This window comes from Reyranella sp. GW821-FHT14A01 (assembly GCF_058803965.1).
Window position 1 is genome coordinate 109,698 of the sequence record NZ_JBXAPM010000015.1, and the last position, 13,277, is coordinate 122,974.

Here is a 13,277-nt window from a genome sequence, read left to right on the forward strand (position 1 = left end):
GGTGCGTCGCTGCGGAAAAGCTGTCATCCCGAACGCAGTGAGGGACCTTTGAGTCACAGACGATAGCGCCCGAAAATCATAATGCACTAGCGGCCGGCGGCGCGCTGCAGCCGGTAGACGGACCCCGCGACCGGATCGACCGATACTGGCGTCGCGACATAGTCGGTGCGCAGCAGGTGTTGCAGCGCACCGAGCCGGCCGGCGTCGGCGACCATGCCGGTCTCGGTCAGCAGCTGGGCGTCGGAGATGTCCCAGAGGCGCACGACCAGCACCGCGTAGCCCAGCTCCAGCGCGCGGTCGATCTGCCGGCGCAGTGAGTCGACCAGCCGCTCGGTGCTCCAGTCGGCATGGCGCAGGGCGTCGCCGGTGAAGCCGATCCATTTGAATTTCGGCAGCGCCTGCGGCGCGGGCCCGAGTTCGGCGACGCCGGGCTCCACTGTGCCCCAGTGCAGCGAGGCATAGATCATCGTCCAGTCGAAATCGTGCAGCAGGAAGACGGTGCGCGAGGGATCGCCCTGCTGCTCCAGCCGCTCGATGGCCGCGCGCCACTTGCTGTCCAGGCCGCGCAGCGGCGCGATGCTCCAGACATTGTAGGCGAACAGCGCCACGGTGAGCGCGGCCAGGGCGGCAAGGCCACGGTTGGGCCAGCGACGGTGCGCCGCCAGCAGCACCAGCGCCCAGGCCGGCGTCACCCAGGCCATGACGTTGACCTGCATCTGCGGATCCTGCGGCTGGGAATAGAAGTTGAACACCTCGCCCGCGAGGAAGGTGACGCCAAACACGGCGACGAGGGCGCGGGTCCGTCCGTCGCCCCGGGTTGGCCACAGGACCGAACCCGCCACCCAGGCCATGCCGATCAGCCAGAAGGTCGTGGTGAAGCGCCAGATGTCCCAGCCGGGAATGCCGTCGAACGTCGTGACGCCGGTTCCCAGCAGGTAGGCCACGATGCCGTCCCACAGATAGCCGACCTTGGGCCAGGTGAAGCCCGCCCACACGGACTGCACGGCCTTGCCCGTCCAGATGAGGTCGAACGGGCCGACGGCGCCGGGATGGCCGCGCGAGGCCAGTGCCACGAGGGCGGCCGTGGCGACCATGGTGCCGAGGAAAAGCGCGATCCAGGCGAAGCGGAAGGGCCAACGCCGCTCGCAGAACCACAGGGCGGCGAGCATCGCCGGCAGGGTGGGGAACATCAGCCGCCATTCGAACAGCCAGCCGATCGAGAACAGCGCCGCGACGGAAGCGACCCGAGCCACCGTCGGCCGCGCCAGCCAGACCGCGGCCAGCGCCATCGAGGCGAACATCACCGTGTAGCTCGGCATGATGTCCTCGTTGACGATGGCGAGGAACATCACGTGGCTGGTCGAGAGATGGAACGCAGCCGTCAGCAGGGCAATGATGCGGTTGCCGGTGATCGCGCGCGCGAGGAGATAGGCCACGCCGACGCAGAGGCTCGCGCTGAGAGCGTTCAGAATCGTGAGCTGGCGCCGCGGATCGCCGGCAAAGACACCCAGCAGGTCGAGCAGCCGGCAGAGCGCGCCGTAGACGGGGTAGAAGAGATAGTTGGAGGGGTAGAGCCGCGCGTTCGCCGGATCGACCACCCAGGGCTTCAGTTCGAGGCTCTTGAAGACGCCGTTGCCCGTCAGTCCGCCCTGCGCATTGTCGAACCACAGGATGACGGCGATCAGCACCGCGCTGCTGCCGATCACGAGCAGGGTGAGATCGGCAAGCGATCCGTTTGGCTTTCTTGTCATCCAATCGACACGCAGTGTTGGCCACGCCGCTTGCGGCAAGGGGACGGTGCGCGCACCATCCCGGCCGGCAACAGGATCGGGTGGATGGCATGCAGAGGGTAACTTCCCAGTTCAAGGCGAAGGTTATGGCGCGCTTTGCCTCGGCGCTGCATCAGCTCGACGACTGGAATCGCGAGCCCAACTATCTTGAGGAGGAGCGCCTCTTCCGTGCCTTGGGCTACATGAAGCGCGGAAATTTCAAGTTGGCCGAGGCCGAACTGATGGAACTGAGCGGCGTGTTCGCCTCCCCGCCGGACAAGGACGCCGTCGTGCCGCTGATCACCCGGGAGCGCTACACCAAGGCCATGATGCAGCGCGGACTCGCCCAGTTGAGGGGGTAGGCGGCTTAGCGCCGCGCCAGACACACCAGATTGCCCCATGCCGATATTTTAGTAGCGATTGTCGGCGCCATTCTCAACGATGGCGCAATGAAGTCTCTTGGAGGAACGATGAAGACGATAATGAGGCGTGCGGCCTGCGCGCTGGTCCTGACGGCCGTGGTGAACCCTGTGTTCGCGCAGGATTTTCCGACCAGGCCCATCAAGCTCGTGGTGCCCTATGCCCCGGGCGGTGGCGCCGATTCGGTGGCGCGCATCGTGGCGAAGAAGGTCTCCGAGAATATCGGCCAGCCGATCGTGATCGAGAACAAGGGCGGCGCCGGCTCGATCGTCGGCACCGACCTCGTCGCCAAGGCCGAGCCCGACGGCTACACGCTGCTGCTCGGCCAGTCCGGCCCGATCTCGATCAACCCGGCCGTCTACAAGACGCTGCCCTACGATCCGGTGAAGGATTTCGCGCCCATCACCATGACGACGGCCTATCCGTACATTCTCGTCGTCAATTCCGAGTCGCCGGCCAAGAACCTGCAGGAGTTCGTGGCGCTGGCGAAGAGCAAGCCCGGCGCCATGAACTACGGCTCGACGGGTGTCGGCGCCGCCAACCATCTCGTCGCCGAGCTGTTCAACAGCAAGGCCGGCCTGAAGATGACCCACGTGCCCTATCGCGGCACCGCGCTCGCGGTCGGCGATCTTCTGAGCGGCACGTTGAACGTCGTGTTCGGCGATCCGATCAGCGTCCTGCCGCACATCAAGTCGGGCAAGCTGCGCGCGCTCGCCGTCACCAGCCTCGACCGCTCGCCGGTCGCGCCCGAAGTGCCGACCGTCGCCGAGAGCGGCTATCCCGGCTTCGAGGCGCTGGCCTGGCACGGCATCCTGGCGCCGGCCAAGACGCCAAGCGCGGTCGTGAACAAGCTCAACGCCGAGATCGTCAAGGCGCTGGCCGACCCGGCAACGAAGGAACTGCTGGTCAACCAGGCCATGCAGACGGTCGGCAACTCGCCGGAGGCCTTCGCCGCCTTCATCCAGAAGGACATCGCCACCTGGAAGGCCGTCGCGGCTTCCGCCAACGTCACCGTCGAGTAGGCACCGCCAGCGCCAGCAGGCCCGATACATCCTGGCTGCGGTCGAGCGCCCACACGGCGTCGATCAGCGGCTGGATGTCGTGGCCCGGCTCCCAGCGCTTCGCCTCGTCGCGCAGCTTGGCCTCGATCTCGGCATCCTTCAGCGGGTTCGAGGAGCTGCCGCGCGCGGCTTGGGTGGACAGCGCGTGCTTCTTCCCGTCGGCGGTCCAGATGTCCATCTCGGCCGCGATGGTCGAGATGCGGTCATCGGCCGAGCATTCGAACTTGCTGCGCAGCGCCTTGATGGCGGGATCGGCGACGCAGGCATCGGTCAGCTGATCGAGGCCCGCCTTGCCGAGGACGAGGGCGGCCGCCACGCAATGCTGCAGGCTGACCTGCGCCTCGCGGCCGGTGGCGATGTCGGCGCGATCGGTGCGCTGCAGGAGCAGGGGATTGCCGCGCACGGCGATCCGTTCGACTTCCTGGTCGGGATGGGCGCGACGCCAGTCGAGGGCGAGGTCGAGCAGGGGATGGATCACGAAGCCCGCGGCGTAGGGCTTGATCGAGTTGTTGTTCACCTGCCAATCCTTGCCCAACCCGTCGAGCAGGGCCGCCCAGTTCGGCGGCTCACCCATCGCGGCGAGGAAGCCCTGCGCCCCGGCGATCGGCTCGGGCGGGCCGGCGAAGCCCTTCTCGGCCAGCAGGGCGGAGAACAGGCCGTTGCGCGCGGCATTGCCGACGCTGACGCTCTTGGCCGGCCAGCCGAGGCATTCGCAGAGGCCCGCCGACTGGGTCGAGGCGCTGCCCAGCGCCCACACAGTGCGCTCGACGTCGAGGCCGAGCAGCTTGGCCGCACCCGCAGCCGAGCCGAAGACGCCGCAGGTCGAGGTGATGTGCCAGCCCTTGGGATAGTGGCCGGGCGAGACCGCGCCGCCGACACGGCATTCGATCTCGAAGCCCAGCGCGAAGGCGAGCAGCAGTTCGGGTCCGGTCACCTTGCGGATTTCCGAAAGCGCCAGCAGCGCGGGCGCCAGTGGCGAGGTCGGGTGCACGACGGTCGGCAGGTGGGTGTCGCAATTGTCGAAGACGTTGGCGCCGGCCGCGTTCAGGAAAGCCGCCGTCAACGGATCGATCCGCTCGGGACGGCCGACGATCGTGGCCTGCCGGCCGCCGGAGAATTCGCCCAGCGTGCGCAGCGCCAGTTCGACCGGCTGGGTGCGGCAGCCCGCGATCGCCACGGCGAAGAAGTTCATCAAGGCGCGCTTGGCCTCGTGACGGGCCTGCTCGGGCAGGTCTTCCCACCTGGTGTCGACGATGAAGCGGGCGAGTTCGGGCGTTACGCCTTGTCTGGGAAGCATGGTTACTCTTTCGGTTAGGAGAAAATATCTATTCGCGAACTGGATGGCCTTCGAGCTTCAGCGGCGCGTCGGCGGCCGGCTTGATGCCCTCGTCGAGCCGCAGGCAACCGGCGTTCAGCCCGTCGCCGGGCTTCTTGTCGACCGGGGCAATGAACAATGCGGTGACCTTGATGTCGCCCACGGCGAGGCGCGCCTCGCTCAACCACCGCGTGGCGCGGATCGAGGCGCCGGCCTTGTCGAGCGGGACCCAGCCGCAGATCACCGTGCGCTCGCCCGACGGGTCGATGCGGATGTGGGCCGTGTCATTGCCCTTGAAGCTGCCGGCGGCGCTCGTCACCTGCCATTCGAAGGGCGCGGCGCGGTAGAGCTTCGCATCATCGGCCGAGACGTCGATGGTGCCGACATAGTCGGCCTTCGCCAGCGACGGGTCACGAATCCAGCCCTGCGAAGCGGCGATGGCGTAGAGCACGAACGCAGCCGCCACCAGCAGCATTACCCAACGAGGAATGCCGGTCATGGATCAGGCGAGAATCGGGGAGAGGCCGCCATCGATCACCAGCGTGTGACCGGTGATGTAGCTGCCGGCATCCGACGCCAGCAGCAGGAGCGCGCCGCGCAGGTCCTCCTGCTTGCCCCAGCGCGCAACGGCGGTGCGGCTCTCGAGCATGGCGTTGAAATCCTTGTTCTGCTGCAGCGGCACGTTGAGCTCGGTGCGGATGTAGCCGGGCGCGATCGCGTTGGCCGTGACGTGCGGTCCGAGTTCCGCGGCCAGGTTCTTGGTGAATCCGATGAGCCCGTGCTTGGCGGAGACATAGCCCGCGACCGAGGCCCGGCCGACGACGCCCAGGACCGAGGAGATGTTGACGATCCTGCCGTACTTGCGCGCCAGCATGTGGCGGCCGACCTCGCGGGAGACGACGAACTGGGCGATCAGGTTGGTCTCGATCACCTTGCGGAAATCCGGCGTCGCGGTGTCGACGATGTCCTGTCGATGGATGATCCCGGCATTGTTCACCAGCGCGTCGATGCGGCGATGCTTCGAGATGATAGCCGCGACCTTGGCCACGACATCCGCCTCGTCGGTGATGTCGAGCGGGACCACATGGGCCTTGCCGCCCTTGCGGGTGATGGCGCGGGCAGTCTGGTCGAGTTCTTTCACGCTGCGGCCCGCGCAGAGCACGGTGGCGCCGGCGCCGGCCAGGGCCAGCGCCATGTCGCGGCCCAGCCCGCGCGAGGCGCCGGTGAGCAGCACCACGCGATTCTTCATCGAAAACAGATCAGCCATGTCCCCGCCCCGACGTGCGTTTTTTGCCTTGGAGGGCGATCCTAGCCTATGAAAGGTGCCGCAGATATCGGGAGAAACGACATGGCGAAATCGAACAAGGTGGCGATCGTGACGGGCTCGGCGACGGGACTGGGCGCCTCGTGCGCGCTCGACCTGGCGGAGCGCGGCTGGAACGTCGCGATCAACTACACCAAGAGCAAGAAAGAGGCGGACGAGACCTACGAGGCGGTGAAGGCCAAGGGCGTCGAGGCGATCCTCGTCCAGGCCGACATGGGCCAGGATGCCGACTGCAAGAAGCTCGCGGACGAGACGATGAAGAAGTGGGGCCGCATCGACGGTCTCATCAACAATGCCGGCACCACCAAGTTCCAGAACCAGGGCGACCTCGACGGCGTCACGCCGGAAGACTTCGACCGCATCATGCGCGTGAACGTCACCGGCCCCTACATGATGAGCCGCGCCGTTTTCCCGATCATGAAGAAGCAATGGGAGGCCGACCAGGCCCGCGGCTCGATCGTGAACATCTCCTCGATCGCCGGCGTCATGGGTGTCGGCAGCTCGATCCCCTATGCCTGCTCCAAGGGCGCGCTCAACACGCTGACGCTCACCCTGGCGCGCTGGCTGTCGCCGGCGGTGAGGGTCAACACCGTGTGCCCGGGCTTCATCCAGACGCGCTGGCTGCTGGGCGGCATGGGCGAGGAGAACTACAACAAGATGAAGCAGGGCCAGGAGCAGAACACGCCGCTGCGCCAGGCCGGCACGCCCGAGCAGATGGCCGAGGCGGTGCTGTTCTTCCTGACCAGCGCCAGCAACATCACCGGCGAATTCCTGATCGTTGATGCCGGCACGCATCTGGCCAGCCTACCGATGAAAGCGCGCTGAACGACGCGTTCTTGCCGTGCGCGTGCGGCGCGACAGAAGAGGTTTTCCTTTCGGATAACGTCTCTTCATGCGGCGCCGCACATCTTCTCCATGGCGTGGAAAGAGGGCAGGTCCAAGATCATCCGAACATCTTCGGAGGTCCCGGACCATGACGCTGCAAGAACAACTCGACGTCTTCTCCAACCTGTCGAGCGTCGTCGCCGACATGAACTATCTCGCGCCGATGGTAGAGCGGCCGCGCAACTACACGTTCGATCCGCCGCCCGGCATCCCGCGCAGCAATACCGAGCATGAGGCGCATGCCGTCGCGATCCGCGACGCGCGGCCCGTCGCAAACGCAGTATCGCTCGACGCCAACGGCTTTGCGCTGTTGCATCACCAGAGTGCCGTGAAGGACTTCTTCGACGATGAGGAAGTCCGCCGCGTCTACTACCCCGAGGTCGAGCGCCTGGTGCGCGAGGCGACCGGCGCGGATCGCGTGCACATCTTCGACCACACGACCCGCCGCCGCGTGCCGGATGCCGAGAGCCAGGCCGATGCGCCGCGCCAGCCGGTGCGTCGTGTCCATATCGACCATACGGCAAAGTCGGGCCCGCAGCGGGTGCGCGATCTCCTGCCCGACGAAGCCGACGAGCTGCTGAAGGGCAGGGTGCAGGTCGTCAACCTGTGGCGCCCGATCAAGGGCCCGCTGCTCGATTCACCGCTCGCGGTCTGCGACGCGACGACCATTGCGCTGGACGACTTGGTGCCGTCGGACCTCGTCTATCCGCACCGGGTCGGCGAGACCTACTCGGTGAAGTTCAATCCCGCGCATCGCTGGTACTACGTGCCGCAGATGCGGACCGACGAGGCGCTGCTGCTGAAGTGCTGCGATACCTCGACCGGCGTTCCGGCGCGCTACACCCCGCATAGCGCCTTCACCGATCCGACGGCTCCGGCTGATGCCGCACCGCGCGAAAGCATCGAAGTCAGGACGCTGGTGTTTCACCGGTCGTGACGGCTGCAAGGATCCTTCGCTTCGCTCAGGATGACACTGTTGCTGGATTTGAAGCAGTGCGTCTGATGCAAAAACTGGTGTCATCCCGAGCGTAGCGAGGGATCCTTCCTCTTCTGCGCTCGACACTACGGAATCTCGTGGCCGCGGCCGATGTTGCGGACGACGTCCTTGAGGTGAGGCTTCACTTCAAGGAGCGCCTTGCGATAGGCGATCAGGCCGCGCAGCATCGCGCCGTCGCGCTTCAGCAGCGTGTCGGCGAACTCGACCATGCGGGTGTTGGGCCAGCCGTGCTTGCGCAGCTCCAGCAGCTTCAGGAAGGCCGCTTCCTCGCTACCCGGTGTGAACTGAGTCATCAGGATGGCCGCTGCGGCGGTCGAGCGCGAGATGCCGGCGTGGCAATGGACCAGCACATGGCCGTCGGGCCGCGCATGCACGCGCTCGCCGAAGGCCAGGACCTTCTCGATATGGGCCGGCGTGCAGGCCTCGAAGCCCGGATACTCGGCCACCACGTCGTCGAAACGGATCAGCTCGTGGTCGATACTCGAATAAGTGTCGAGCGCCGGCGGGCGCGGCTCATGCGTGTCGATGATCGACAGGACGTGGCTGACGCCGACCGCGCAGTGCTGCGGCAGCTCGGGAATGCCGCAGATCGTGACCTTGAAAGAAGGGAGTGACATCGCGTCAACCTACAGCAAGCCGCGCGCCATGTGCAGCCCGAGGCCCAGCAGGCCGATCAGGAAGACGCGGCGGAACATCTCCGGCGACAGGGCATCGCGCGACTTCTGGCCGAGCCAGACGCCGATCGAGGTCGGCACGATGGCGGCAACGCCGCCGATGACGTTCGCGGTGTCGAAGGCGCCCTGGCGGAACAGGGCGAAGGTGAGCGAGCCGATCAGGAAGATGAACAGGATGCCCAGGGCCTGGACCAGGTCGTCCTTGTCGATGTCCAGCGACTGCATGTAGGGCAGGAACGGCACCGCCGCGATGCCGGTGAAGCCGGCGACGGCGCCGCTGGCGATGCCCATCAGCGGGTTCATCCAGCGTTCCGCTTGGCGCGATACCCGCGGACGCCACGCCAGCAGCACGATGGTCGAATAGAGGACCAGCATGACGCCCAACCACGCCGAGGCCTGGGCCGAGCCGAGCTTGTCCAGGGTCGCGGCCACGAGGATCAGCGTGATGGTCGCCGTCAGGGCCAGCGTCCAGAAACGACGGAACAGGCGCAGCAGCCCATGGCCGTAGATCGCCTGCCAGACGTTGGTGACCAAGGTCGGAATGGTCATGATCGCCAGCGCGTCCTCGAGCGGGACGGCCAGCGTCATCAGGCCGACCGCGATGGGCGGCAGGCCGATTCCGACCGCTCCCTTGGCGACCCCGGCGATGATGAACGCGACAAAGGTCACCAGAATCTGCACTTCGGTCATCAGCTCAGCACACCCTTCACCAGCCGGTCGAAGCCCTCCCAGAACAGGGCCCGGATCTCGTCCGTCTCCATCATGATCTCGTGGCGGGCATGGCCGATCGTGAAGTGCTCGCCATGCTTCAACCGGGCAACCAGTGGGCCATGGCTGCGCGGATCGATCAGCCGGTCCTCGCCGGCCGTCATCAGCAGCAGCGGAATGTCGATGCGCTCAAGATAGCCCGGTGCGTGGACGGCGGTCATCGAGCGGACGGCCTGCCGCGACCAGCCAATCGTCGGGCCGCCCAGCGAGAGGCGGGGATCGATGGCGAACCAGTCCTCCGTGAAGCGGTAGCGGCGCTCGTCATGGGTCACGAAGTTGGAGTTGAACTCCCGGGCCAGCAGGATGAACGGCCCGGTCCCGAACAGGTAGCGGTCCTCGACCGCCGGGACCTCCGGCATGATCATCAGGACCGAACGCAGCATCGCCTCGCGGCGCAACGCCGTCATCGGCGACACGAACAGAGCGGCCGAAAAGGGGCCCGTGCCGTTCTCCGCCATCTCCCGCATCGCGATATGGGCGCCCATCGAATGGCAGAGGCAGACGACCGGCCGGGGCGCCTCCGGTGTAACGATTGTATCGAGGAACAGCCGGAGGTCGGCCATGTAGGTCGAGAAGTGGTCGATGTGCCCCTTGCCGGGATCGGCCAGCGGGCGGTCGGACAGGCCCTGGCCGCGCCAGTCCATCGCGGCCACCGCGAAGCCGCGCTCCAGCAATTCGGCCACCACCTCGGTGGCATATTTTTCGATGAATTCGCCCCGCCCGCCCAGGACGACGACGGTGCCGCGGGGCACACCCAGCGCGTTCCACCAAGCGTACCGGAGACGCGTTCCGCTGCGCTCAAGAAAGCCGTAACGATCTGCCGCCCGATAGGTTGCGGAGAGAGAGGGAGGTACCGCAGCCGGCGCTGCGGGTGGATCCTGATCGGTCATCGTTTGTGGCGTTTTGGCGAAGGATGGGCGTCAAAGCCAGCAAAGAATTAGGCATTTTGGCCATCATCACCTTCAGTCTCTTTACCGTACCGGGAGCCACAGGTTATAGATCGCGCGTGTCGCCTTACCGACTGCGAAGGGTCGCCGTCGAGGAAATCGGGCGCAAGGAAACCTCGAAGAGGTCCGCCGCACTGCGTGGTAGTCGGCTCGCTGGGAGAGTCGATCCGGGCACGGTCCTTGCGTCGACGATTGTCGTCCGCAGGAGACATGCGACCGCGATCCCGAAGCGAGCATTCACCACCGGCGGATTTGCCGGAGCGATCGTCTCTTCATGATGCGTCGGGGCTTGGTTCTTCTCATCGTTGTCGCGGCCACCCTGGTGGGCTGGCGCCTGCTCGACAGCCGCATCACGGCGGCGACCGTCGAGGGGCCCCTGCATGGCGTCACCTACGCGCCGTGGGCCAAGGACCAGGATCCGCTCGAGGGCAAGGCGACCGGCCTCTGGAGCTTCCTGCGCACCGCCGTGAACGAGGCACCCACGCCGCAGATCAGGCCGCGCAACGACCAGATCGAGCGCGACTTCGCCATGCTCGGCGGCAAGGTCAATTACGTTCGCACCTACCGCACCACCGACGGCGGCGACGTGATGCCGGCGATGGCCGCCAAGTACGGGCTGAAGCTGGTGCCCGGCGCCTGGATCTACAGTCCCAACGAAGCCAAGCTGCAGTTCGGCCGCGAGTCGAGCGAGGTCAACGCCGAGGAGACCGGCGCGCTGATCCGCATGGCCAACCAGAACCCGAACATCGAGCGCGTCCTGGTCGGCAACGAGAACATCCTGCGTTTCGACGGCGAGAAGGACCTGCGCGATCCCAACGCGACCAGCCCGGCCCAGCTCATCCGCGAGATCCGCAACGTCAAGCGCAACGTCAAGGTGCCGGTCAGCACCGCCGAGCCGTGGCACATCTGGGAGCGCTATCCCGAGCTCGCCCGCGAGGTCGACTATCTCGCCGTGCATATCCTGCCCTACTGGGACGAGCAGTCGAGCTCGACGCCGCTCGAGTACGTGAAGGAAAAGATCGGGCTCCTGCGCAAGCTCTACCCGAACAAGAACATCATCGTGACCGAGGTCGGCTGGCCGTCGAACGGCGCCACGCGCCGCAGTCCCGGCACGGGCGTGGTGAAGTACGCGACGCCGGCCGAGCAGGCCAAGAACGTGCGCGACATGGTGGCGTGGCTGCGCTCCCAGAACATCGACACCTTCGTCGTCGAGGCCGTCGACCAGCCCTGGAAGTCCTACGACCTGGAGGGCAAGGCGGGCGGCTACTGGGGCCTGTGGAATGCCGACCGGCAGCAGAAGTTCGCCTGGAACGGCTCGATCGAGACCTTCCCGCAGTGGTTCTCCTGCGCGGCCTGGTCGCTGGCGGCGTCGCTGCCCCTGATGCTGCTCTTCCTGTGGCGCTGGCCGCGGCTGGGCATGGCAGGGCAGGTGGGCTTCTGCGCCCTGGTGGCGCTGTCGGCGAGCGCGGTCGCCTATGGCGCGTCGGTCGCGGCCGGCACCTACATGGTCACGTCGGAGATGATCGGCTGGGGCGTGCTCGCCTTCTTCCTGGTCGCCAGCCTCGGCATGGCGCTGGTGCAGGCGCTGGAAATGGCGGAGACGATCTGGCGCGGCCGCTGGACGCGCGAGGCGCTGCCCGCGGCCGAGATGATCGCCCGCCAGCCGGCGAACCGCGACTGGCCCAAGGTTTCGCTGCATCTGGCGATCTGCAACGAGCCGCCGTCGATGGTCATGCAGACCCTCGATTCTCTGGCCGGGCTCGATTACCCGAACTTCGAAGTCATCGTCATCGACAACAACACCAAGGACCCCGCGGTGTGGCGTCCGGTGCAGGACTACTGCGCCCAGCTCGGCGAGCGCTTCAAGTTCTTCCATTTCGACGTCATGAAGGGCTTCAAGGCCGGCGCGCTCAACTACGTCCTGAGCCAGACCGCGCCCGACGCCAAGGTGATCGGCGTCATAGACAGCGACTACATGGTGCGACCGGACTGGCTGAAGGCGCTGGTGCCGTACTTTGACGATGCCAAGATCAGCTACGTGCAGGCGCCACAGGACCATCGCGACTGGCGCGGCGACCGGTTCAAGGAAATGCTGAACTGGGAATATGCCGGCTTCTTCGACATCGGCATGTGCCTGCGCAACGAGTACGACGCCATCATCCAGCACGGCACCATGACCCTGGTGCGCCGCTCCTGCATGGAAGAGATGGACGGCTGGGCGACCTGGTGTATCACCGAGGATACCGAGCTCGGCCTGCGCCTGATGGAGAAGGGCTACGGCGCCATGTACAGCCGCGAGCGCTTCGGCCACGGCCTGACGCCCGATCACTTCTCCGGCTACAAGAAGCAGCGCTTCCGCTGGGCCTACGGCGCCATGCAGATCATGAAGGCGCATGCCGGCAAGATGTTCTTCGGCGATACCAAGCTCACCTTCTGGCAGAAGTATCATTTCGTCGCCGGCTGGCTGCCCTGGTTCGCCGACGCGCTGAACCTGATCTTCACCTGGGCGGGCCTTGCCTGGGTGGCGGCCGTCGTGCTGCCGCCGCTGTTCGGCATGAAGCCGGTCGGCCTGCCGCCGTCGGAGTTCATCGCGCCGACCATCGGCATCTTCGTCTTCAAGCTGCTCTACTCGTTCGGCCTCTATTTCGATCGCGTGCGCTGCACCTTCCGCCAGAGCATCGGCGCCTCGCTGGCCGGCCTCGCACTCACCTACACGGTGGGCCGCGCCGTGATCTACGGCCTGGCGACCAGCCGCCTGCCGTTCATGCGCACGCCCAAGATGGACGAGCGTGCGACGCTCGGCATGGCGTTGGGCATGGCGCGCGGCGAGGCGATCCTGGCCGTGCTGCTGTGGGTCGCCGCCGCGGTCCTGTGGTTCGGCAACGGCGTCGTCGATCCCGAGGCCCGCCTCTGGTCGCTGTTCATGATCGTGCAGTCGCTGCCCTACGCGGCGGCTGTCTATGTCTCCATGGTCAACGCCGTCGAGCAGATGCGCCATGCCGAGGCGGCCTTCGAGCCGCCGGCACCGGCGCCTGCGGCAGCACCTGCCATGCAACCCGCGCAATAGGGAGCGGCTGCTTTTCCTTGTCGACCTGGAAAAGCGTCTGTTAGCGTTTC

At 66.4% G+C, this 13,277-nt stretch carries 12 protein-coding genes; 5 read left to right on the forward strand and 7 right to left on the reverse strand.

The genetic code is table 11. The features are described from left to right. Positions 1 to 86: 86 nt before the first annotated feature. Entirely contained in the window at positions 87 to 1,751 is a 1,665-nt protein-coding gene (locus AC1ROX_RS24995; RefSeq protein WP_493130321.1) for a hypothetical protein, read from the reverse strand. 125 nt (positions 1,752 to 1,876) lie between these two features. Between AC1ROX_RS24995 and AC1ROX_RS25000 the strand changes: the two genes are divergently transcribed. Together AC1ROX_RS25000 and AC1ROX_RS25005 are read left to right on the forward strand one after the other, a co-directional pair. Continuing rightward, positions 1,877 to 2,131, forward strand: a complete 255-nt coding sequence (locus AC1ROX_RS25000) for a hypothetical protein (RefSeq protein WP_493130323.1) — start codon at positions 1,877 to 1,879, stop codon at positions 2,129 to 2,131. A gap of 108 nt (positions 2,132 to 2,239) precedes the next feature. Continuing rightward, the gene (locus AC1ROX_RS25005) at positions 2,240 to 3,211 is read left to right on the forward strand and encodes a Bug family tripartite tricarboxylate transporter substrate binding protein (protein WP_493130325.1); all 972 of its coding nucleotides are present in this window, start codon (positions 2,240 to 2,242) and stop codon (positions 3,209 to 3,211) included. Here AC1ROX_RS25005 and AC1ROX_RS25010 read toward each other — a convergent pair. The 3 genes from AC1ROX_RS25010 to AC1ROX_RS25020 are packed head-to-tail and all read right to left on the reverse strand — an operon-like array spanning position 3,198 to position 5,832. Beyond that, positions 3,198 to 4,547 (reverse strand): MmgE/PrpD family protein, encoded by a 1,350-nt coding sequence (locus tag AC1ROX_RS25010; protein ID WP_493130327.1) that lies wholly within the window; start codon positions 4,545 to 4,547, stop codon positions 3,198 to 3,200. The genes AC1ROX_RS25005 and AC1ROX_RS25010 overlap by 14 nt on opposite strands. Positions 4,548 to 4,575: 28 nt before the next feature. Beyond that, complete coding sequence (locus AC1ROX_RS25015) at positions 4,576 to 5,064, reverse strand: hypothetical protein (protein ID WP_493130329.1); 489 nt, start codon at positions 5,062 to 5,064, stop codon at positions 4,576 to 4,578. Positions 5,065 to 5,067: 3 nt separating this feature from the next. Then, a complete protein-coding gene (locus AC1ROX_RS25020; RefSeq protein ID WP_493130331.1) occupies positions 5,068 to 5,832 on the reverse strand; it encodes an SDR family NAD(P)-dependent oxidoreductase in 765 nt (254 codons plus the stop codon). An 81-nt stretch (positions 5,833 to 5,913) separates the two neighbouring features. On the opposite strand from AC1ROX_RS25020, the gene AC1ROX_RS25025 reads away from it, so the two are divergent. Then, entirely contained in the window at positions 5,914 to 6,714 is an 801-nt protein-coding gene (locus tag AC1ROX_RS25025; protein WP_493130333.1) for an SDR family NAD(P)-dependent oxidoreductase, read from the forward strand. 148 nt (positions 6,715 to 6,862) lie between these two features. Next, the gene (locus AC1ROX_RS25030) at positions 6,863 to 7,711 is read left to right on the forward strand and encodes a CmcJ/NvfI family oxidoreductase (RefSeq protein ID WP_493130335.1); all 849 of its coding nucleotides are present in this window, start codon (positions 6,863 to 6,865) and stop codon (positions 7,709 to 7,711) included. A gap of 125 nt (positions 7,712 to 7,836) precedes the next feature. On the opposite strand, the gene AC1ROX_RS25035 is transcribed toward AC1ROX_RS25030, so the two are convergent. Genes AC1ROX_RS25035 through AC1ROX_RS25045 form a run of 3 tightly spaced genes read right to left on the reverse strand, consistent with a single transcriptional unit; the run spans position 7,837 to position 9,965 of the window. Then, a complete protein-coding gene (locus AC1ROX_RS25035; protein ID WP_493130337.1) occupies positions 7,837 to 8,388 on the reverse strand; it encodes a tyrosine phosphatase family protein in 552 nt (183 codons plus the stop codon). 9 nt (positions 8,389 to 8,397) lie between these two features. Next, complete coding sequence (locus AC1ROX_RS25040; protein ID WP_493130339.1) at positions 8,398 to 9,135, reverse strand: sulfite exporter TauE/SafE family protein; 738 nt, start codon at positions 9,133 to 9,135, stop codon at positions 8,398 to 8,400. Beyond that, positions 9,135 to 9,965 carry an alpha/beta fold hydrolase gene (locus AC1ROX_RS25045; RefSeq protein ID WP_493130341.1) on the reverse strand — a complete coding sequence of 277 codons (831 nt, stop codon included), beginning with the start codon at positions 9,963 to 9,965 and terminating at the stop codon, positions 9,135 to 9,137. The genes AC1ROX_RS25040 and AC1ROX_RS25045 overlap by 1 nt, the downstream gene beginning before the upstream one ends. 484 nt (positions 9,966 to 10,449) lie before the next feature. Here AC1ROX_RS25045 and AC1ROX_RS25050 point away from each other — a divergent pair, with 484 nt between their 5' ends. Further along, a complete protein-coding gene (locus AC1ROX_RS25050) occupies positions 10,450 to 13,227 on the forward strand; it encodes a glycosyltransferase (protein WP_493130343.1) in 2,778 nt (925 codons plus the stop codon). Positions 13,228 to 13,277: the final 50 nt, after the last annotated feature.